This is a genomic window from Paenarthrobacter sp. A20, from assembly GCF_024168825.1.
GTDB lineage: Bacteria > Actinomycetota > Actinomycetes > Actinomycetales > Micrococcaceae > Arthrobacter.
Map to the genome: position 1 here is coordinate 73,456 of NZ_JALJWH010000003.1, position 19,657 is coordinate 93,112.

Annotated in this window: 19 protein-coding genes and 1 pseudogene; 5 read left to right on the forward strand and 15 right to left on the reverse strand. The window is 63.3% G+C overall.

Annotated features, from left to right (window positions below; genetic code table 11):
• Window positions 1-25: 25 nt before the first annotated feature.
• From J3D46_RS24490 to J3D46_RS24510, 5 genes are all read right to left on the reverse strand, one after another.
• Window positions 26-637, reverse strand: a complete 612-nt coding sequence (locus J3D46_RS24490) for a TlpA disulfide reductase family protein (protein ID WP_253469866.1) — start codon at window positions 635-637, stop codon at window positions 26-28.
• Window positions 638-708: 71 nt separating this feature from the next.
• The gene (locus tag J3D46_RS24495; RefSeq protein WP_231339876.1) at window positions 709-1,458 is read right to left on the reverse strand and encodes a cytochrome c biogenesis CcdA family protein; all 750 of its coding nucleotides are present in this window, start codon (window positions 1,456-1,458) and stop codon (window positions 709-711) included.
• Between the two features lie 4 nt (window positions 1,459-1,462).
• Window positions 1,463-1,954: a signal peptidase II gene (lspA, locus tag J3D46_RS24500; RefSeq protein ID WP_231339875.1), complete on the reverse strand. Its 492-nt coding sequence runs from the start codon at window positions 1,952-1,954 to the stop codon at window positions 1,463-1,465.
• Entirely contained in the window at window positions 1,951-3,906 is a 1,956-nt protein-coding gene (locus J3D46_RS24505; protein ID WP_231339874.1) for a cation-translocating P-type ATPase, read from the reverse strand. Before J3D46_RS24505 ends, lspA begins: the two co-directional genes overlap by 4 nt.
• Window positions 3,903-4,301 (reverse strand): helix-turn-helix transcriptional regulator, encoded by a 399-nt coding sequence (locus J3D46_RS24510; protein ID WP_231339873.1) that lies wholly within the window; start codon window positions 4,299-4,301, stop codon window positions 3,903-3,905. Before J3D46_RS24510 ends, J3D46_RS24505 begins: the two co-directional genes overlap by 4 nt.
• Window positions 4,302-4,856: 555 nt before the next feature.
• Here J3D46_RS24510 and J3D46_RS24515 point away from each other — a divergent pair.
• Together J3D46_RS24515 and J3D46_RS24520 are read left to right on the forward strand one after the other, a co-directional pair.
• Complete coding sequence (locus J3D46_RS24515; protein WP_054809172.1) at window positions 4,857-5,168, forward strand: hypothetical protein; 312 nt, start codon at window positions 4,857-4,859, stop codon at window positions 5,166-5,168.
• Window positions 5,169-5,349: 181 nt separating this feature from the next.
• On the forward strand, window positions 5,350-6,072 hold the full coding sequence (locus J3D46_RS24520) for a metal-dependent transcriptional regulator (RefSeq protein ID WP_253469869.1): 723 nt from the start codon (window positions 5,350-5,352) through the stop codon (window positions 6,070-6,072).
• Window positions 6,073-6,099: 27 nt separating this feature from the next.
• Here the strand turns inward: J3D46_RS24520 and J3D46_RS24525 are convergent, their stop codons facing one another.
• The 7 genes and pseudogenes from J3D46_RS24525 to J3D46_RS24555 form a co-directional block, all read right to left on the reverse strand.
• Window positions 6,100-7,350, reverse strand: coding sequence for an Nramp family divalent metal transporter (locus J3D46_RS24525; RefSeq protein ID WP_231339931.1), 1,251 nt, complete (start codon window positions 7,348-7,350; stop codon window positions 6,100-6,102).
• A gap of 386 nt (window positions 7,351-7,736) precedes the next feature.
• Window positions 7,737-8,112 (reverse strand): annotated as a pseudogene (locus J3D46_RS24530) (four-helix bundle copper-binding protein); the annotation flags it as partial.
• Between the two features lie 140 nt (window positions 8,113-8,252).
• Window positions 8,253-9,131: a F510_1955 family glycosylhydrolase gene (locus J3D46_RS24535; protein WP_231339871.1), complete on the reverse strand. Its 879-nt coding sequence runs from the start codon at window positions 9,129-9,131 to the stop codon at window positions 8,253-8,255.
• Window positions 9,132-9,218: 87 nt separating this feature from the next.
• Window positions 9,219-9,833, reverse strand: coding sequence for a DUF305 domain-containing protein (locus J3D46_RS24540; protein ID WP_231339870.1), 615 nt, complete (start codon window positions 9,831-9,833; stop codon window positions 9,219-9,221).
• A gap of 160 nt (window positions 9,834-9,993) precedes the next feature.
• Window positions 9,994-10,476: a DUF6153 family protein gene (locus J3D46_RS24545; RefSeq protein ID WP_231339869.1), complete on the reverse strand. Its 483-nt coding sequence runs from the start codon at window positions 10,474-10,476 to the stop codon at window positions 9,994-9,996.
• Window positions 10,477-10,575: 99 nt separating this feature from the next.
• Window positions 10,576-12,726: a copper-translocating P-type ATPase gene (locus tag J3D46_RS24550; RefSeq protein WP_231339868.1), complete on the reverse strand. Its 2,151-nt coding sequence runs from the start codon at window positions 12,724-12,726 to the stop codon at window positions 10,576-10,578.
• Window positions 12,727-12,791: 65 nt separating this feature from the next.
• On the reverse strand, window positions 12,792-13,100 hold the full coding sequence (locus tag J3D46_RS24555) for a heavy-metal-associated domain-containing protein (RefSeq protein WP_231339867.1): 309 nt from the start codon (window positions 13,098-13,100) through the stop codon (window positions 12,792-12,794).
• A gap of 210 nt (window positions 13,101-13,310) precedes the next feature.
• On the opposite strand from J3D46_RS24555, the gene J3D46_RS24560 reads away from it, so the two are divergent.
• On the forward strand, window positions 13,311-13,688 hold the full coding sequence (locus J3D46_RS24560) for a metalloregulator ArsR/SmtB family transcription factor (RefSeq protein WP_231339866.1): 378 nt from the start codon (window positions 13,311-13,313) through the stop codon (window positions 13,686-13,688).
• Window positions 13,685-14,743, forward strand: coding sequence for a cation diffusion facilitator family transporter (locus J3D46_RS24565; RefSeq protein ID WP_231339865.1), 1,059 nt, complete (start codon window positions 13,685-13,687; stop codon window positions 14,741-14,743). Before J3D46_RS24560 ends, J3D46_RS24565 begins: the two co-directional genes overlap by 4 nt.
• Window positions 14,744-15,429: 686 nt before the next feature.
• Here J3D46_RS24565 and J3D46_RS24570 read toward each other — a convergent pair.
• Together J3D46_RS24570 and J3D46_RS24575 are read right to left on the reverse strand one after the other, a co-directional pair.
• On the reverse strand, window positions 15,430-15,753 hold the full coding sequence (locus J3D46_RS24570) for a hypothetical protein (RefSeq protein WP_014923431.1): 324 nt from the start codon (window positions 15,751-15,753) through the stop codon (window positions 15,430-15,432).
• 25 nt (window positions 15,754-15,778) lie between these two features.
• Complete coding sequence (locus tag J3D46_RS24575; RefSeq protein ID WP_231339864.1) at window positions 15,779-15,973, reverse strand: hypothetical protein; 195 nt, start codon at window positions 15,971-15,973, stop codon at window positions 15,779-15,781.
• 679 nt (window positions 15,974-16,652) lie between these two features.
• On the opposite strand from J3D46_RS24575, the gene J3D46_RS24580 reads away from it, so the two are divergent.
• A complete protein-coding gene (locus J3D46_RS24580) occupies window positions 16,653-17,732 on the forward strand; it encodes an IS110 family transposase (RefSeq protein ID WP_253470009.1) in 1,080 nt (359 codons plus the stop codon).
• 1,238 nt (window positions 17,733-18,970) lie between these two features.
• Here the strand turns inward: J3D46_RS24580 and J3D46_RS24585 are convergent.
• On the reverse strand, window positions 18,971-19,237 hold the full coding sequence (locus J3D46_RS24585) for a hypothetical protein (protein WP_054809165.1): 267 nt from the start codon (window positions 19,235-19,237) through the stop codon (window positions 18,971-18,973).
• Between the last annotated feature and the right edge of the window lie 420 nt (window positions 19,238-19,657).

Below are 19,657 nucleotides of genomic sequence, written 5' to 3' on the forward strand. Positions count from 1 at the left end.
GGTGGTCTGGTGGCGGGCTTGGTATTCATGATCCCGCAGCTGCGGTAGTGATCAGTGCCTTCAAGGTTCCTTTTTGCGAGATCCCCAGGATCCGGGCACTGACGCGCCCTTCAGTGTCCAGGACCAGGGTGGTGGGCACTGCACGGGGCGGGACGTACTCGGTCATGGCGAGGAGGATGCCGCCGTCGCTGTCATCGAAGCTGGGGTAGTCGACCTTGAAGGTCCGTTCGAAGGCTTCGGCCGTCGCGGCGTCGTCGCGGACGTTGACGCCGTAGAACAAGACGCCTTGGTCTTTGAATTCGGTATGCAGGGCGGCCAAGTCCGGGGCCTCCGCCCGGCACGGAGCGCAGGCCGCGTACCAGAAATTGAGGACCACGACCTTGCCCGCCCAGTCCCGGGCAGCAACCTTCTCCCCACTGAACAGCCGGCCCTCCAGAGACACCCGGGCACCGCGTGAGGCGGGCGGGTATTCGTTGACCGACCCGTCGCCGGCGATGTAGTTTTTGTCGTCTCCGGCCTTGGCCTGCTGGGCCAGATCGTCCGGGGCTGCACAGCCGGCGAGGGCAAGTACTGCCGCGCCCATGCCCAGGATGGTGCGGCGGCCGGGGCGCCGCAGCGGTCCTGGTTGGTTGATCATGCTCTCAGTCCTTGCTTGTTGTGTCTGTGTGCGGGGTTGCGGTGGCTAGATGTACTGCCCGGGCAGTACAGCTAGACGGGCATCAGGAACGTCCCTGCCAGGTTCTGCAGCTGGTAGATCCATTGCACCCAGACCCCGGTAACCATCAGGATGCCCAGGAGGATGAGCATGACGGCGCCGCCGATGTTGACCGCCCGAATGTGCTTGCGGACCACGGTCAGGACCTTTGAGACCCAGTTCAGGCCCAGGGCCACAAGAACGAAGGGGATGCCCAGCCCCAGGCAATAGATGAAGGCCAGCAGTGCCCCGCGCCAGGCGCTGCCCGCGGTGACGCTCAGGCTCAGCACGGCGCTGAGTGTCGGGCCCATGCAGGGGGTCCATCCGAGACCGAAGACGATACCCAGAAGTGGGGCGCCGGAGAGTCCGCCGCGTCCTGGACTCTGGAATTTCCGGGTTTGCTGGAGCCAGGAGAACCGTCCGAGCAGGACCAGGCCCATGATGATGACCACCACGCCCAGTCCCCTCATGAGCGGGTCCTGCCAGCGGATCAGCCAGGAGCCGATGGCTCCGAAAGCAGCCCCGTAGAGGGTGAAGACGGCGCCGAAACCCAGGATGAACAGTGCCACCCCCGAGAGGACGCGCCGCCTGTTCCGCGGCTGCGTTGGGTCGGTGAGCCCTGAGACGAAGCCCAGGTAGCCGGGAACCAGCGGCAGGATGCACGGAGAGAGGAACGACACCAGACCTGCTGCGGCGGCCAGGGGCAGCGCCAGGATCAGGGCCCCGGAGGTCACCGTCGAGGCAAAGTATTCACCAATGTCCAACGATTCAGTCCTCGTCCTTGCGCGCGGCGGGGAAGAGTATTGTGCCCAGAATCAGCAGGCCCACTCCGCCGACGACGAACACGTCAGCCAGGTTGAAGGTCGGGAACCATCCGGTATGCAGGTAGTCAACAACCCCTGCCCCGTCCATCCGGTCCACGAGGTTACCCAGGGCGCCACCGAGAAGGAAAACAGCGCCGGCGCGGGAAAGCCTGCCGAACCGGGGGACCGCACGGAACAGGAATACCGCCAGCGCTGCGACGATCACTGCCGTCGCAACGACCACCACCCATGGGGGCAAGGTCGCGCCGAGGCTTAACGCCACACCGGTGTTATAGCCGAGCTTGAGGTTGAACAGACCGAAGTCCAGTACCCTGCCATCACCTATTGTCTCGACCACAACGGTCTTGACCAGCAGGTCAACCGCCGCCAAGGCGAGGGCGCCGAGCCCGAGGACGGCCCGTCCTGTCCGCGGCCGTCGGGTGCTCGTGGCACTCATGCGGAAACCCGGGAAGTGTCCGACAATACCGGTGTGGGATTTCCCGTCCGCGATGCCTTGATGCGGCCGGCGCGGACGCCATTGCCGATCACCACGATTTCGGCCAGTTCGTGGATCAGAACAACCGCGGCCAAGCCGAGGATCCCGAACAGTGCCAGCGGGATCAGGACCGCGATCAAAAGAAGTGACAAGCCCACGTTCTGCAGCATGATGGACCGGGTCCTGCGGGCGTGGTCCAACACCTGCGGCAGGTGGTTCAGGTCCTCGCCCATCAGGGCGATGTCCGCGGTTTCGATCGCGACATCGGTGCCCATGGCCCCCATCGCTATTCCGGTGTCGGCGGTGGCCAGCGCCGGAGCGTCGTTGACGCCGTCACCGACCATGGCAGTGGGCTGGTGGGACTTCAGGGTCCGGATGATCTCGGCCTTGTCTTCCGGACGAAGGTCGGCATGGACCTCGCTGATGCCGGCTGCATCACCCAAGGCCGCGGCGGTGATCGCGTTGTCCCCGGTGAGCATGGCTGTGGTGTACCCGGAGGCGCTAAGCCGGGCAATAACGTCCCGGGCTTCGGGACGAAGCTCGTCGCGGACTGCCACGGCACCGATGACCTCGCCGGCAGATTCGATGAGGACAGCGGTGGCGCCGGCTTTTTGCATTCTTTCCACGTCTGCGGCCAGCGGGCCGGGGTTGATCCAGCCGGGGCGACCCAACCGAACGATCCTGCGCTCGAATCGGCCTTCCAGTCCGGCACCTGGCACGGTGTCGACGTCGGTCACCTCGGCTCGTGTGGGGGAAGCGGCGAGGATGGCGCGGGCGAGGGGGTGTTCGCTGCGGGCTTCCAGCCCGGCTGCGAGGGCGAGGACCTCTTCGCGGTCCGCGGTGCCGGCAGTAGAGACATCTATGACTTCTGGCTTGTTCCGGGTCAGGGTGCCGGTCTTGTCCAGGGCGATGGTGCGGATCTTGCCGAGGGTTTCGAGGGCGCCGCCGCCCTTGATGAGCACACCGATACGGCTGGCCGCGCCGACGGAGGCGACGACGGTGACAGGGACGGAGATCGCCAGCGCGCACGGGGATGCGGCCACAAGGACGACAAGGGCGCGTTCAAACCACAGCAGTGGTTCTCCCACGATGAGACCGAAGGCAATGATCAGTGCCGCGGCGATCAGGATGCCGGGGACAAGTTTCTTTGCGATGTTGTCCGCCAGACGCTGACCGGGGCCCTTGCGGGACTGTTCGGCCTCGACGATGTGCACGATCCTGGCCAACGAGTTGTTCTCTGCCGTGCTGGTGACTTCGACTTCCAGCGGTCCGGTGCCATTAATGGACCCAGCGTAGACTTCGCTGCCGGGTCCTGCCTCGACGGGCACGGATTCGCCGGTCAGTGCCGAGGTGTCCAGAGAGGTACGGCCGGTGATGATCTGACCGTCGGTGGCCAGCCGTTCGCCCGGACGAACGATCATCCGGTCTCCGGGAACGAGCTCACCGGGGTCGACAGTGACCTCGGCCCCGCCGCGCAGGACGGTTGCTTCGGCCGGAACCAAGTCCAACAGGGACCGCAGACCGCGCCGGGTTTTGGCCAGCGAGTATTCCTCCAGACCTTCGGAAATTGAGTAGAGGAAAGCGAGCATCGCCGCTTCCTCGAATTCGCCCAGCGCTACCGCGCCGGCGGCGGCGATCGTCATCAGTGTGCCGACGCCGATCTTGCCCTTGACCAGGCGACGAAGGGTGGAAGGAACGAAAGTCCATGCCGCGACCAGCAGCGCCCCGATTTCCAGTACAAGGCGCAACCAGTCCGGCCCACCCGTCAGTGAAAGGATCCACGCGGCCAGGAGCAGCACACCAGCGATCGCTGCAGCCCTGATCTCTTTGATCTGCCAGAACCCAAGCGCTTCCTCCGCTTCCTCTGCCGCGGTTTCTGGCTTGTCGTCACTGCAGCCGCAGGCGTCACTCATCGAGTGTTCTCCTTCATCAGTTCTACGTTAGCCAGCACGACGCTGGTGCTTCCGTTGCCATAGTTCGGGCAGAGGCTGACCGCGTTGCCGGTCGCGGCAAGCAGGACCTCGGCCTGAGCGAGCATGTCCATCAGTTCCGGACGTGATAGCGAGTAGTACACACTGCGGCCCTGGGCGCGGCCTTCCACGAGGCCACAGTCCCGCAAACACGCCACATGCGCCGAGACCGTCGACTGTGCCAGACCCAACTCCCCAGTGAGGTCACCGACTCGAACCTCCCCGCCGGCCATCCGCTTCACAATGGCCAACCGTGTGGGATCACCGAGGGAATGAAACAAAGCGGCGGCAGGGTCAAGCTCCCCACAATCACCTGAACTAGCAGCATCAATCGTCATATGGCGATGATAGCGTACATTTCCGCTGCTACCGGATCATGGCACCGAGAGCGCCGCACCAAAACAAATCCGTCATGCGGCACCGCGGTTTAGCCTCTCCGAGTCCCAAGAGGAAGGCTGAGAGTGAGGACTGGTTGACTGTGGCTCCGATAAGGGCACCGGCGATGGCCGGACCCCGCGATCAGACCGAGCCCGCGAGCCAGCCAATGCGTGTCCTTGGCCAGCTGTGACGATGGTCAGGCCTTCGGTGGTGTTGTGGATCGCGAAGTCCCCAATCGGGGTGGCACCGGGCGCCGGGGAGCCGACAGCGTAGGCTGATCCGATGCCAGGGCCTTCGTCGGGGTTATGCAGGCCGAGGCCGATGGCGATGAGCAAAGCCAACGTGCTGGGCGGCAAGGCGCTGGGCTACCGGTGCTGCTGAGGTCCTGGTGCCGGCGCATCCATACATCGGCGCCTTCGGGGACAAGTTCTGCGATGAGGGCGGAGAGGAAGCCACCAGTGAGGGTGGTCCTGACTTGTCCGCTGGTTGACGATCCGGCGGTAGACAATGAACTCATGAGGATTGAACTACTCCACATCGATGAATGTCCCAATACCGCTGAAACCCAGGAGCGCCTGGAAGCAGCCCTGAGGATCCTGGGACGTAGCGACCTTCTCGTGCATATGCGGCAACTGAGCTCCGCCTCGGAGACTACGGACACGGAATTCGCCGGTTCTCCAACCATCACCGTCGATGGCAACGATATATTCCCGACCGGCGCTGTCGCTAACGACCTCGCGTGCAGGGTATACGCCACGCCAAATGGACTTGCGGGCCTGCCGACCCTCAACCAAGTTACCGAAGCCCTGAAAACCCATGGACTCTGACACTTCCGGCACATGCTCCTGCTGCGGTAGGACGATGGCCCGAAAAAAGCTTCATGCCTTGGGCGCAGGCACGGCATACATCTGCCGACGCTGCGGCTTGTGGGTTGCCCTACGACTTACTCCGGATCCTTCAGACTCAAACTGACCTTCACGGAAAGGCTTGACCATAGGAAAGGTACATATGGGCGGCAGCAACGGAGCATCTGGCCAAGCAAAAACGCCGAAGGCGACGGACCTGACGGCCGTCGCCCAGGACTACCTGAAGTTGATTTGGTCCGCGCGGGAATGGTCCGACGAAGCGGTCACGGTGGGCCTTGTCGCGGAGCGACTCGGAGTCAGCGCCTCCACCGCCTCTGAAGGCATCCGCAAATACACGGCGCAGGGGTTGCTGACGCACGCCCGCTACGGCGGAGTGGGACTCACTCCAACGGGGGAGGAATACGCGCTGGAGATGGTCCGCAGGCACCGGCTCCTGGAGACTTTCCTCGTAGAAAACCTCGGCTACCGCTGGGACGAAGTCCATCATGAGGCTGAAGTGCTCGAACACGCAGTTTCGGATAGATTCATCGCCAGGATCGATGCGCTCCTTGGTCACCCACGCCACGACCCGCACGGCGATCCGATCCCATTACCGGGCGAACATCTGGACCGGTCCGACGCGGTGCCGTTGAGCGCGGTGCAGCCCGGGGATGCGGTGATCATTCGGCGGGTGTCGGATGAGAGTGCCGAGATGCTCCGCTACTTCGCCGGACATGGCCTCACCCCGGGCACGCAACTCATCGTCGGTGAACGCAAGGCCTTCGCCGCCGGTATACCTGTTCGTCTCGCTGGCTCCGGGAAAGACGTCGCCCTTGGTGGCCAGGCGGCAGCGGCCCTCTGGGTAGTACCCGTGGCCCAAGGTTAGGATGGGCCCGGCTTCCGGGTCCGGGTCTCAGGATTGGCCGCTGAGGGTGAGCGTGATGAGGACGATGTTGAGACCGACGATCAAGGTGGCGCTGGTCCAGCCGGCGATCTTCAGGGCTTTGCCATCGGTGTGGATGCCCATCACGTCACGTTTGCCGGTGAGCCGGATCAGCGGGATCAGGGCGAAGGGGATGCCGAAGCTGAGCAGCACTTGGCTCAGTACCAGGGCCAGGGTCGGTTCGATGCCTGCCCCCAGAATTATCAGCGCCGGTATGAGTGTAATGACCCGCCGGGTCAGCAACGGGATCCGGACCTTCAAGAGTCCGCCCATGATCGTCGCGCCGGCGTAGCAACCGACCGAGGTTGAGGCCAACCCTGATGCCAGCAGTCCGATGGCGAAGATGACGCCGATGGCTGGTCCCAGTGCCGAGGTCACTGCTGCGTGGGCTCCGTCGATGGTGTCGGTTCCCTCGATGCCGCGCAGGCTGGACGCGGCCAGCAGCAGCATTGAAATGTTCACCACACCAGCGAGCAGCAGAGCGCCGACGACGTCGAAACGGGTGGCCCGGATCAGGCGCGTCCGCACGACCGGATCCTCGGAGAACCCATGCCGGTCCCGTGCCAGGGCCGAGTGCAGGTAAATCGCGTGCGGCATGACAGTGGCTCCGAGCATGCTCGCCGCCAGCAGGACCGTGTCGGTGCCCTCGAAACGAGGAACCAAACCGCCCAGGGCGGCTCCGCCGTCAGGGGGATTGACGAACAAACCGGACATGAACCCGACAGCAATGATTCCAAGGAGCACCAGAATCGCGTACTCAAAGGAACGCTGGCCCCGGTGGGACTGCAGCGCCAGGAGCAGCATGGAAGCCACGCCAATGATGACTCCGCCGGCCAGCAACGGAAGGCCAAACAAGAGGTTCAGGGCGACGGCGCCGCCGATCACCTCGGCCATGTCCGTGGCGCCAGCGACGATTTCCGCCTGCACCCAGTACAGCCGTCGCCGCTTCGTCCCGAGCCTTTTGCCCAGGATCTCGGGAAGGCTCATCCCCGTGGCCAGGCCCAGCTTCGCCGATTGGTACTGCACCAACACAGCCATGGCGTTGGCCACCACCAAGACCCACACCAGCAGATACCCGTAGTTCGCACCAGCTGTGAGGTTCGCCGCTACATTGCCGGGGTCCACATAAGCGATCGCAGCAACGAAGGCCGGACCCAGCAGCAGGAGCCGGGACCACACCTTCCGGGGCGCAGGGCGGGTATCAAGAGCGGGTGCAGCCATCATCAGTCCTCATCATCGGGGCGTTCTGATACGAGAATAGAGGAAGTTAGGCATACCGAAAAGTAGTTATTAGGGGAGCCGATAAAAACAGGTTTTAGTTGTCGGCGATGTGGAAACCTGCCGGGGCTTCGACACCCGGCGGGTCGTACTCCGGCGGGCTTCTTGGGCCGCGGGCTCTCGGAGTTCTTCGGCCCGTATCGGGTTGCGCAGCGAGGTTTGTAGACGGCCGGCACGGTCGCTGGCAGCAGCACAACGAGGGACCTGCCGGTGTGACGCAGGCCGGGGCATGCGCTTGCGGGTCATGACAGGGTCCGGCGCGATCCACGCCAGCGGGTCGATGGTGGTCGTGCAGGATAGGCAGGGGGTCGGCGCAGTAACGTCGAAATGAGGGTGGCCAGAAGCGCCGGGCAGGCGTTTTCACAGCGGGGCAAGGCCTCGGCGCAGAGTGGTCGTGCATCCCGGCGTGATGTTCGCATTCTTCGGCGCAGACCCTGCAGGCGGTCCGGCAGCTTCGAGCAGGGACCGGACGATACCGGTATTGGTAGCTGTTTGGCGGTTGATGATGGTCCCGGTCGTTTGGCAGATATCGGCGCAATCGAGGTCTGTGCGGATGCAGGCCGCGAGATCGGCGACCATGTCCTCACCAAGGCACGCGTCTGCGCAGGCGCTGCACGCTTGGGCGCATTCCAAGCTGGCGGCGATACATTCCGCGAGTTTCTCGCTGTCCGTCCCGACAGCGGCTTTTGGGTGGGAACGGATCATCGCGCGGATGTGGTCATGGCCAGCTTCTGTTGTCGGTGGTGTGATGGCCGGCCGACCCGCCATCACACCCACCCTAGCCCCGGCATCTAGGGCACAAGAGAGGCCTACCTGGCCTCTCTTGCCTTGGCAGAACTGAGGCCTCAGGCGGCGTCAGCGGGGCGGTAGCTCGTGCCGCCGTCGGTGGAGACGACGATCCCTTCAGGGGTGGCGGCCCAGATCCAGGGGTTCCCGTCGGCGCCTTTGAGGGCCGCTATGGCCAGGACTTCGCCGTCGATGCGTCCCTTCTTCGTCCAGGTCGCGCCGGCGTCGGCCGAATAGTAGGTGGTCCCGTCGGGTGCAACACCTGCCGCTTCCTCCGGGGCGGCGAAGGCGGCGTACTGGATCACCGGACCAGTCTGGAGGAGCTTCCAGGTGGCTCCACCGTCGGTGGAGCGCTGGATTCCCTCTGTGGTGGTACCCAGCACGGTGTCGCTGTCGGTGTGCCCGGCCAGGCTTGCCGGGGCGAACATCGCCGCCACGGTGTTCCAGGTTGTCCCGTCAGGGCTGCTTCGCAGTTGCCCGTCGAAGGCGATGATCCCGGATTTGCTGGTGGTCAGGGCGTGGAAGTCGGATTCACCCTGCCGTGAGAGTTTCTCCCAGGTCTGTCCTCCGTCCGTGGATTTGATCAGCCCGAGGGGGTTGGGCAGGTCAGAGCCCGGGCCGGGGTGCCCGGAGGCGTAGAAGATGCCGTCCTTCCCTGCGGTGAAACCCATCAGGTCGTTGGTGCCGCCGATCTTGCTGGCAGGCTGTTTCGTGACGTCGAACAGCCCGTCATGGGTGGCCAGCAGTATCTGGCTGGTGTCGTCGTTAACGCTCAAACCGTGGACATGGCCGCTGGGCAGGGCCTTGTCGCTCAGTTCGATGGACGGAGCCGTCGAGGACGGGGGGCTGGCCGGGGTGCAGGCGGACAGGGCGAGGAGCACCGCGGCGCCGGCCGCGAGGGCTCCGGTGCGCGTACGTGTGGAAGTGAGAGATTGCATGGGAGAGCTCCAGGTTGAGTCAGAAGGGTACGCGGAAGCCCCGGGCCTCCCGTCAGGGGGAGAGGCCCGGGACCACGCAGGGTTTGTTTAGAGAGCGGCCAGCAGCGTCTGCATTTCTTTGATCTCCGCTTCCTGGGCGCTCACAATGTCCTTGCTGAGCTGGACAGCCTCGGCATCCCTGCCGTCCGTGGTTTCTGTCCTGGCCATCGTCACTGCACCTTGATGGTGGGCGATCATCTGCGTCAGGAAAAGTTTCGCGGCCTCGACGCCTTGGGCGGTGTCGAGCTTGGTCATGTCCTCGGCGCCCATCATGCCGTTCATGCTGTGCCCGGAGGCCATCTGCGTCGGCTCACCCCAACTCTTCAACCAGCCGGTCATCTTCTCGATCTCCGGGCCCTGTGCCTCCTTGATACGAGTGGCCAGTGCCGTGACCTCGGCGGGGATGTCCTGCTTCTTGAGGATCATGTCGCTCATCTCCACGGCCTGTGCGTGGTGCGGGATCATCATCTGGGCGAACATCACGTCAGCGGAGTTATGGTCCGCCGCCGCGGCCGGGCTTGAGGCGCTGGAGGAGCTGCCGTGGTCCATTCCCGGCATGGACGTTGCGGAGGAACCGGAACCGCCGGATGCGCCGCAGCCGGCAAGGGCAAGCGCTGCGGCGACGGCTGTCACGGCAACAGGCAAGAACGTCTTCGTATTCATGAAATCAGGTCCTTCATAAAGAATTTAGGGGCGCAAAGACGCCCGGAATTAAAGGTGGTGGGTGCATCAGCTACGGAGCGGTCATCCCTGAAAGGGGCTGACGGGCGCCAGGAAGGTCACGGCCGGGCCGGGCCGGGCCGTGCCCGGGCGGACGGGACGGCTACGTTCTGCTGATGGACAACTCACCCGGCGAAGGACTGCCGGGACGGTAGGACCAGGGGGCGCGATCGGTGATGGTTGAGGCCGCGGACTGCCTTGTGATGGAGGTCGTTTCAGTGGGCGCCGGTGCTGCCAGGCCCCCGGTCGCGACCGTGGGTGTGCAGGCGGTGTTCATCGAGTGCTGGCTTGAGCAGTTCCCGGAGCAGGAGCATTGGGCAAAGGAGGCTGCAGGGGACAGTTCCTGCGATGCATGCTCCGTCGATGGGGCCAGATGAGCGCCGTGGCCGGATGCTTTGCTTCCGGAGGCGGGCAGAGTCTGCCCGGCACTCTCCGGCAGGCCCGTGGAAACCGTCGCGCTTGAGTGTTCCGAATGGGTGCCGGTCATGACGTGCATGCCCAGGATTCCGGTGATGATGGCAAGGACAGCGGTCAGAAGTGCTGTCGTGAGCAGGGCGGAACCGGCGATGGTGCGGTGCGTGACCATCCTGGTCCTCCTCCCTGGGTACTGGTTGTTTCTAGGCTACCGGCACCAACGCCTGGTCCTCGTGGGACTGGTGCGTCGGTGCCGGTGGCACCACTTAGGTCAACGAACCTCGGAGGGGTTCAGTTTCACCCGGCGAAGCAGCTGGGCGTTGAGGGCGACCACGATTGTGGAAACCGACATCAGCACCGCCCCGGCCGCGGGGGACAGCACGATCCCGGCGAATGCCAGGACGCCGGCGGCCAGCGGGACGGCGATGACGTTGTACCCGGTGGCCCATACGAGGTTTTGCCACATTTTGGTGTAGCTCGCCCGGGACAGATCCACCATGGACAACACCGCCCGGGGGTCGTTGCCGGCCAGGATCACCCCCGCCGATTCCATGGCCACGTCAGTGCCGGCGCCGATGGCGATGCCGACTTCTGCCCGGGCCAGTGCCGGGGAGTCATTAACCCCGTCCCCGACCATGGCCACTTTCAGGCCACGGGCCTGCAGCTGGGCGACCTGCTTGTCCTTGTCCGCCGGGAGCACTTCAGCGAAGACCTCATCAATGTTCAGTTCCGTACCCACGGCCGTCGCAACCTGAGACGCGTCGCCGGTGATCATGGCAACTTTGATGCCCCTGCTCTGCAGCGCCGCCACGGCCTGCCGGGATTCCGGACGGATCGCGTCCTCAAGACTGACCGCACCCAATATCCTCTCCCCGTCGATGACGTGCAGCACGGCCGCGCCACGGCCCATCCATTCACGGGTTGAAGCGGCCAATGCCTCAGGTTCGGTGAGTCCCAGTTCGCGCAGCAGTGCCGGGCCGCCGACCTGGACAACGCGTCCATCGACCGTGGCGCGCACGCCCCGTCCGGTCAGGGAGGAGAAGCCCGTCGCATGTGGCAGAACCAGGTCTTTGCCCCGGGCAGCCCGGACGATGGCCCGCGCCACGGGGTGTTCGCTGTCGGACTCCACTGCCGCTGCCAGGGCCAGCAGCTCATCCTTGGAACCCTCATCGATAGTGGCCGTGTTCCTGACCTCGGGTTCGCCCTTGGTCAAAGTGCCGGTCTTGTCGAACAGAACGACGTCGATGGTGCGCATCCGCTCGAGGGCGATGCGGCTCTTGATCAGAACCCCGGCCTTGGCGGCCTGCTCAGTGGAGATCGCTATCACCAGTGGAATTGCCAGGCCCAGAGCGTGCGGGCAGGCGATCACGAGCACAGTCACGGTGCGCGTCACCGCTTCAGGCAGGCTTCCGAGCAGGATCCACGCGATGAACGTGATGACACCGGCGATGGTGGCGAAGTAGAACAGGAACGCTGCTGCCCGGTCCGCGAGGGCCTGGGCCTTGGAGGAGGAAGCCTGCGCTTCGGCAACCAACCGCTGAATGCCGGCCAACGCCGTGTCATCCCCAACGGCACTGACCGTGACCCGGACGGTGTTATCGGTGGCTACGGTTCCGGCCACCACCTGCTCACCCACGGAGCGGAGCACCGTCTTGGATTCACCGGTGATCATGGATTCATCGAACTCGGCCCGCCCATCAACAATGGTGCCGTCGGCGGGCATCCGGGCCCCGGACCGGACAAGGACGACGTCCCCGATCTTCAGTTCGGACACCGGGACGGTTTCCACACCACCATCGCTGACGCGTTCGGCCTCATCCGGGAGCAGTGCCGCCAAGGCATCCAAAGCCCCTTGTGCGGAGCCGAGGGCCCGCATCTCGATCCAGTGTCCAAGCAGCATGATCGCCACCAGCAGAGCCAGTTCCCACCAGAAGTCCAGATCGAAGTTCCCGATCCGCAAGCTGGTCGCCCAGGACGCGACGAACGCGACGGAAATGGCCATACTGATCAGCAGCATCATGCCCGGCTGCCGGTTCTTCAGTTCATTGACGCCGCCCTTGAGGAACGGCATGCCCCCGTAGAGGAAGATCACCGTTCCCAGAACGGGTGGGATCCAGGCCGAGCCCGGGAATTCGGGTGGCATGAACCCCACCAGATGCCCGAACATCGGGCTGAAATACACGACAGGGATCGACAAGGCCAGGGTCAGCCAGAACCGGTCCTTGAACATAGCGGTGCTGTGCCCGGCATGCTGGCCATGACTGTGCACCGCGTGATCGCCCCCGGCGTCATGCCCGGCGGGGTGGGCGTGGTGCCCATGTTCAGTCATTGCTGTCCCGTCGGCCTGCGGCGGGGCGGTTGCCTCCAGGTCAGCTTCGCTGACCGGTGAAGGGCGGTGATGGTGATGGTCGTGCTCTGTCATGACGAGCTCCTCCAGGTATGGCTGCGGCTTCGCAAGGAGCGGCGCAGGCCATGTGTGGGTTCGAACTAGTTGGTCAGGCTGTATCCAGCCGACGTGACGGCGTCCCGGATGGCCGTACGTGTGGCTGATCCGGAAACGATCAAGCGGGAAACTCCGCCGGGGACCAGTTCAACGGTTGCTGCGTCGACGCCGTCCACGGCGTTGACTGCTTTTTCAACGCTGGCTTTGCAGCCGCCGCAGGTCAGGCCTTCCAGGGAGTACCCGACACCGGCCGGGCTTTGTTCGAGGGTCTGGCTCGCTTCGGTGGAGCAGCACCCGCAGGCCGACGAGGAGGCGGAAGTGAGGGGCAGTTCGGTACGTGATGGTGTTTGCATGTCAGGTCCATTCAGTGCAGAAGATGCGATGGCGCTGTGGTTGAACGGTTGTAAAGAGGAACCCAAGGGCCTTCCGCGACATACCACTCACTGACAACACCATCAATATACCCCCAGGGGGTATCTAGCGCAAGCGTGATTCACGCCGGCTGCGGGGCAGTGCGAGAAGGTGAGTTGATCCTTCCCGGTGCTTTCTGCAATTATCTGCGTATGAATGCAGATAAGCAGGAGTGCGTGTTATCCCCGGACAGCGACTACGTTGAGCTGGCCGTGGAGGTCTTTTCGATGCTCGCGGACGCAACCCGCGTCCGGCTTATTCTTGCTCTCCGTCACGGCGAGCTGCCTGTGAACGCCTTGGCCGAAAAGACCGGCAAATCCGCAGCAGGAGTATCTCAGCATCTGGCCAAGATGCGTCTTGCCCGGCTGGTCACGACGAGGCAGGAAGGCACCAAGGTCTACTACCGGTTGCAGGACGGGCATGCCTGGGAGCTCGTCGCCGCCGCAATCCATCAGGCCGAGCACACTCTCGGCACCGCACCCCATCACCGCCTCCGCCCCCACACCGACCAGGAAGCGTCAGGACAATGAGCGACCACGCCCACAGCCACCCCGAGAAAGACCACGACCATCATGGACACGGACACCGCGTCGATGGGCACTACGGCGGAGTCCGCGCTTGGATAACGCACCTTTTCACCCCTCATTCCCACGATCCAGCCGATTCCACGGACAAGGTGCTGGAATCCAGCCAACAAGGAATCAGGGCAGTCAAGATCTCCTTGGTCGGGTTGGGAGCGACAGCACTGTTCCAGCTAGTCATCGTCCTGATCAGCGGCTCGGTAGCGCTTCTGGCCGACACCGTCCACAACTTTTCCGATGCGCTCACCGCTGTGCCGCTGTGGATCGCTTTCCTGCTTGGCCGCCGCGCCGCGACCAAAACCTACACCTACGGCTACGGCAAAGCCGAAGACCTGGCCGGACTCTTCATCGTGGCCATGATCGCGCTGTCCGCGATCGTCGCAGCGGTCGAATCCATCCGCCGCTTCGTCGAACCCCAGCCGGTGCAAAACCTGGGCTGGGTCCTCGCCGCCGGCGTTGTGGGCTTCCTCGGTAACGAAATAGTGGCCATCTACCGGATCCGCGTCGGGAGGGCCATCGGATCCGCAGCCCTGGTCGCAGACGGCGTCCACGCCCGCACAGACGGATTCACTTCCCTCGCTGTCGTCGCAGGAGTCATTGGCATATGGCTCGGATTCCCCCTGGCGGACCCCATCATCGGGCTACTCATATCAGCGGCCATCGCCGTCCTTCTCTGGGGGACCGCCCGCGACATCGGCCGCAGGCTCATGGACGGCGTCGATCCGACCCTGACAGCGAAACTTACCGCTGCGCTGGAGGAACAAGGCCACGCAGAAGCTACACCACGGCTACGCTGGTCCGGCCATGCTCTGCACGCAGAAGTGAGCGTACCCGTGAACCAGACCGTCGCAAGCACGACCGAACTGGCCCGGCAAGCCGCAGATATCGAACAGACCGTCCGCGCCGCCCTGCCCAACGTCGGACAGGTCACGGTCGTACCCGGCTACAGGGCACACGACGATCAAGACGAGAGCACCCACGCGCTTTCGAACCGGAACGAATGAGCCTCACGTCATGGACGGCTACGTAATGCTCTGCTTCCTGTCAGGACTCGCGTCCTTGACCGCAATAACATGGCACGTCCGCGCCAGGAGACAACGCCTCCTTAGCCGGCTGCAAGAGAGAAACCGGCAATGGTCGGCCCGCTTCCGGGAGGACGCCGTAAACTCTCACGATTAGGGCACCTCCTCCGCGATCACAGAGTCGAGACCGGCAGAGAAACCGGACCCGGCACAGTTCCAAATGCCCCCCAGCTCAGCAATTCATGCTGACAGTGTGCCAAACCCGGGTGAAATTCAGCTTTGAACCAGAAGAACTGGGCCACCACGTTTCCGAGAACTAACTTTGCCAACAGCTAAAGCCATCTTCACTCTGGCGGCATGACCAGCTCTGACCAGTCGGGGGACTGGGCCGGAACGGAACACACGAAGCCCGAGCGGCTCAGTTTCGAGCAGCCTGCCCCGACGGTTTAACCCCGTGGGCCTGTCAATATCCAGTGAATGTAGCCGTCCCATTTGGGTTCGGCCCAGATCCCGCCCGGGAGGGCATTGGGTCCGGGGAACGTTCTGACGAGTTTCGCCAGGGCAACAGCAACCGGTGGTTGCAGGGCCCGCGGGATGGACTCGCTCATGGAATCTCACTCTGTTCATGCCGGCCACCTGTGCGGCCAACTCTTAGGAGTGGCGCAGAGTTACCACGTCACCGGTTGCTCAACAGAGAAACGCACTGGGGACTCGCCTTTGACCAGGTTCGCTGGTTCAGGGCTCATGACGGACATGGTGATCTGATCGATGAAGTCTTCGATATCCGCTTCGGGAGCACCCTCGCGGGGTTCCATGGGGCCGGGGCGGCCAACTTCGAATCCGGTGATCTCTTCGTTCTCGTCCTTGCATACCAGCAGGGTCTCTTGAACTTCGTTCGCGAAGCCCTCGGCCGTCTCCTGATCCGTGAAGCCCTGGATCTCCAACTCGGCCGTCTTGTCGTCTTTCTGGACGTTCACTTTGAAACCAAGCATGTTGCTCCTTTGAGTGTTGCTGCGTCTAGTAGCCCTGCTGGACCGGCCGTCGCATGATCTGAACTGTGCTCCCGAGGCAGACCGCGCCGGAAGCGATCAGGATTACGGCGGAGGCGACGAGATACCACGTGCCGCCGGTGGTCAGGGCGCAGTAGAGGCCGTATACAAGGAAACCAGTCCCCAAAAGCGCCCAGATCAGCGCTGCTTTCTTCTTGTTCATGGCCCCAGCCTAAAGGACCAGGACCAGAACGGGCGTTCGCTGCGCTTCGGACTGTAAAAGCCTTTCTTTGCCTTACATGTGGCTGGGTTGTTCTCCGTACAAGGCCACTGATCGTAGCCGTCCGGGGGCCCGACCCGTCAACCCACGCAACCGGGCAATCCCACGCGGTCGCTGCGCTCCCTTATTTCGCGGGATTCCCCGGTCACTCTTCGGGGTTGACTGCCCACCCTCGACCGGCTGCGTCAGTGGGGGCCTCGCACGGCGGGGCAGGAAGGAGGTGGCTACATGAGCATCGACGAAGCGATCAAGCTCGCGACTTCGGTCGTGAGCTTGATGACAGCTGTCATCGCTCTACTCTCCATGCGGAACGCGCGCTTAAAGAGCTGTGAGGATTGCCATGGCTGGTCTGGGACTAGCTGGCAGAGTAGGTCCTGGCCGTTCCGCCCCTCGTCGTGACTCATTAAAGAGCTGGCCCTTCACTGGTGCCCTCCGTTTGACCTGTCCGGCGAGGAGCGGGCGGCCGGGTCCTGCCCGGCCCACCCGGTAACTTGATTAGAAGGTTGTCCGCCCTGTTTGGGCGTGACTCATCACAGTGCTGTTCCGAGGTGACCTCTTCCCGGACTGGTTCCGGCCGACTGCGGCCCGACCACGCCCGTTAGAGAGGAAGATGTCAAACACTATGCCGGTCGTCGCGCATTCATATCCATATGTCATAGGCGTCGATACGCACGCCAAGAACCACGTATACGCCGTTGTTTCCACGGCAACGGGCCAACTGCTGGAGATCAGGGACTTTCCCACAACAAGCGCCGGCATCAGCCGGGCCATCGCCTGGGTGGCTCGTCGAACCGAAGCAGACCTCGCCGCGTTGTGGGTAATTGAGGGTGCCGGCTCCTACGGCGCCATTCTCGCCGGTGCCGTAGGAGCCGCTGGCTATGAGGTCGTGGAGGCGCCGCGGATGGACGCGCGCGGGCGTCGTGGATTAGGCAAGTCAGACCCATTGGACGCTCACAGAATTGCTGCGGCTGTGCTTCCCTTGGAGGAACATCGGCTGCGCAGACCACGACTGAATGAAGGAGTCCGAGCAGCATTGCGGGTACTCGTCGCTGCCAGGCAATCCATGGCCACCGACCGCACCCGATCAGTAAACGCACTAACGGCCTTGCTCCGGTCCTTTGACCTTGGCATGGATGCCCGAAAGGCCATAGTGAGCACTCAAATTGACGAGGTTTCCCGGTGGCGTTCCCGCGAAGAACCTCTTGCGCTTTCCACTGCGCGATCTGAAGCGGTTCGGCTGGCTCGACGCATCAACGAGCTTGATGCCGACATCAAAACTAACAGCCGCCAGATCACCGATCTTATTGAGATCAGTGAAGCAGCCCCGCTTCTGCGGGAAAAGGGCATCGGTCCCGTAACAGCAGCAGTCTGTCTTACGGCTTGGTCTCACCATGGCCGCCTACGTTCGGAGGCGGCGTTTGCCTCCCTGGCGGGCGTCAACCCAATACCGGCATCATCCGGAAACACGGTCAGGCACAGGCTCAATCGCGGTGGTGACAGAAGCCTGAACAAAGCCCTGCATATGGTAGCGATGAGCAGAATGGCCTTCGATCCGGAAACAATGAAATACGCCGAGAAGCGCCAATCCGAAGGACGAACAAAAAAGGAGATCCGCCGGTGTGTGAAGCGCTATCTTGCACGACGGATCTACAGAACTCTCAACGCGTCGAACCTGCTCGCTGGCCAAGCGGGACAACTGTAGAGAGGCGTTACTATAGGACGTTATGACAGGGCAGACTCTCGCAAAGCCCTGCCGTAGGTGGCGGGATCGTTTCGAGTTGCGGCCGAAACTGCAAGGTGACGGCGGGTAACTCGTCTTGCGAAATATCCCCTGTACGGCAGCACGATAATGGTGTCCAGGCCGCTCTCCCACGCGGGGATCAGGTCAGATAGGCTCCCGCGCTCCGCACCGCTCGGAGGAATCTCGCTTAGACTGGCATGCCAATTATTGAAAGCATCGCCATCCAGGCCGTCCCAGCCATACTCTGTGGTCCAAAGCGGAGGTATGAGCGGATGCAGTTCCTGCCCCGGCCGCGATACTTGCCGTATGAGCTCCGGGGTGGGGTGCTTCATCCTGTCGGGCTCTTGGATTTTGTACCAGTCCCATGCCCGATCCCATGCGATCCGCCACCGATCAGCCCACTCTTCGCTGCTGGCAGACACTGGCATTTCGGATGCCCCTGGGTCAGGTGCTGGAGTGATTGCTGGAATGTCGACGTCCGGCGCAATGAACCAGGCATGCCGGACGAACAGTAAGAGATTTAGCGATAAGGGATGATCATCTACTGAGATCACCATGTCATGAGGCCAGGGATTCCCTGGTATCAGCGTGTTCCACTGCATCTCCTGCTCCCCCCGGTTCAGCCGCGGCCGGGCGACCCCGACGCGTTCAGCATCGCACCGACTTCACAACTTGTAAACGGAGCATCTTCGGTGCGGGCAGACGCTCAAGATGTGCGGCTCCGGTGCCCCCTCACAACCCAACACTGGAACCGCGTCGAGCTGTAACACGGTGGAACGTTCTATGCGGCGCTTCCGAGGAAGAAAAAAGAGAGCCGTCGATGTGAAGCGCTATCTCACACGACGGATCTACAGAACTCTGGATGGTTGAACTGCGCGCTAGCGAAGCTTGACAACTATAGAAGGGTCAAACGCTCCCGAGCTGCAACTCGGAAGCGTAAGCGTAAAGCAAGGAAGTAGGTGTAGCTACGAAACCCGGTGGTCGTGACCGCAAGGTTGCGGCCACCGGCTCCTTCTCAGACTAGGTCCTACTCAACGATAAGGAAACCCTCATGGCTCCACTGACCATCGTGAACTTCGTTCTCTCGCTCACAGCACTGGGAGCGGCGATCCTGGCGTACCGCGCCATCTCCAAGGTCCCCAAGGGAGACGGGAACTAGACCGGATCTCGGGGGCGGGTCTGCCATACAGCGGCCCGCCCTACCGGGCCGGGTTGTCCTTCGGGCCGTCAGCTGTGTCGTTCATGATGTGCCCGATCGTGGCAGCGATCTGCCGTACTGCCTCAGGGTCTTCGGCCCACGAGCGCCCGGTGCGGCTGCAGGCACGGAACGAGGTCACCTTGGACTCATCGACCGTCTGCCGCAGATCCGCCCAGGCCGCCTCCAGCTCAGCCGACTTCCTGGCCGGTGCAGCCGCGGAAGGCCCGACTATTTTGCGGCGCCTGTTCAGAATGTTTCGCAGTCCCATTTGCCACCTACTTCTGACATAAGTGTCCCGCCTGGGATTGGGGGAAACCAGGCGGGACATGTTCACCGTATCAACCCAGTCTGACAAGAGTCAGGGGAGGAGCATGCTCGTGGGGCTCGCACCCTTTGGGCGTCCACTGCGCTTCGCTCCGTGGCCGGCTGTTGGGCCCGGTCCCGACGTCGCAGAGCTCCGCCGTGCCCGGTCCTGTTGTGTCTACGACGTTTTTTGGCTGCTGTCCTTCGGATTCTATGTGTCCGCTGCACCCCGTCTAGCCCCTCCGCAGGCTCCGGGGCCTGCGGTGCAGGAAATGTCCCTCCGGCGCTCCTGCGTCGCTTATTTCCTCCGGGAATTTCCCACACCTTGCCCAAGGGTAGACAGGCCTCCGTCGGCCACAGCTCCGCAAGCTTCGCCAGCAGCCAA

Bases quoted from the DNA above. Each gene is read 5' to 3' on its own strand.
- J3D46_RS24550 (WP_231339868.1), bottom strand. From the start codon at position 12,726: ATGACAGAGCACGACCATCACCATCACCGCCCTTCACCGGTCAGCGAA.
- J3D46_RS24505 (WP_231339874.1), bottom strand. From the start codon at position 3,906: ATGAGTGACGCCTGCGGCTGCAGTGACGACAAGCCAGAAACCGCGGCA.
- J3D46_RS24575 (WP_231339864.1), bottom strand. From the start codon at position 15,973: ATGAACAAGAAGAAAGCAGCGCTGATCTGGGCGCTTTTGGGGACTGGT.
- J3D46_RS24540 (WP_231339870.1), bottom strand. From the start codon at position 9,833: ATGAATACGAAGACGTTCTTGCCTGTTGCCGTGACAGCCGTCGCCGCA.
- J3D46_RS24585 (WP_054809165.1), bottom strand. From the start codon at position 19,237: ATGGGACTGCGAAACATTCTGAACAGGCGCCGCAAAATAGTCGGGCCT.
- J3D46_RS24570 (WP_014923431.1), bottom strand. From the start codon at position 15,753: ATGCTTGGTTTCAAAGTGAACGTCCAGAAAGACGACAAGACGGCCGAG.
- J3D46_RS24520 (WP_253469869.1), top strand. From the start codon at position 5,350: ATGGGCGGCAGCAACGGAGCATCTGGCCAAGCAAAAACGCCGAAGGCG.
- J3D46_RS24515 (WP_054809172.1), top strand. From the start codon at position 4,857: ATGAGGATTGAACTACTCCACATCGATGAATGTCCCAATACCGCTGAA.
- J3D46_RS24545 (WP_231339869.1), bottom strand. From the start codon at position 10,476: ATGGTCACGCACCGCACCATCGCCGGTTCCGCCCTGCTCACGACAGCA.
- J3D46_RS24560 (WP_231339866.1), top strand. From the start codon at position 13,311: ATGAATGCAGATAAGCAGGAGTGCGTGTTATCCCCGGACAGCGACTAC.
- J3D46_RS24510 (WP_231339873.1), bottom strand. From the start codon at position 4,301: ATGACGATTGATGCTGCTAGTTCAGGTGATTGTGGGGAGCTTGACCCT.
- J3D46_RS24535 (WP_231339871.1), bottom strand. From the start codon at position 9,131: ATGCAATCTCTCACTTCCACACGTACGCGCACCGGAGCCCTCGCGGCC.
- J3D46_RS24490 (WP_253469866.1), bottom strand. From the start codon at position 637: ATGATCAACCAACCAGGACCGCTGCGGCGCCCCGGCCGCCGCACCATC.
- J3D46_RS24565 (WP_231339865.1), top strand. From the start codon at position 13,685: ATGAGCGACCACGCCCACAGCCACCCCGAGAAAGACCACGACCATCAT.
- lspA (WP_231339875.1), bottom strand. From the start codon at position 1,954: ATGAGTGCCACGAGCACCCGACGGCCGCGGACAGGACGGGCCGTCCTC.
- J3D46_RS24525 (WP_231339931.1), bottom strand. From the start codon at position 7,350: ATGGCTGCACCCGCTCTTGATACCCGCCCTGCGCCCCGGAAGGTGTGG.
- J3D46_RS24555 (WP_231339867.1), bottom strand. From the start codon at position 13,100: ATGCAAACACCATCACGTACCGAACTGCCCCTCACTTCCGCCTCCTCG.
- J3D46_RS24580 (WP_253470009.1), top strand. From the start codon at position 16,653: ATGCCGGTCGTCGCGCATTCATATCCATATGTCATAGGCGTCGATACG.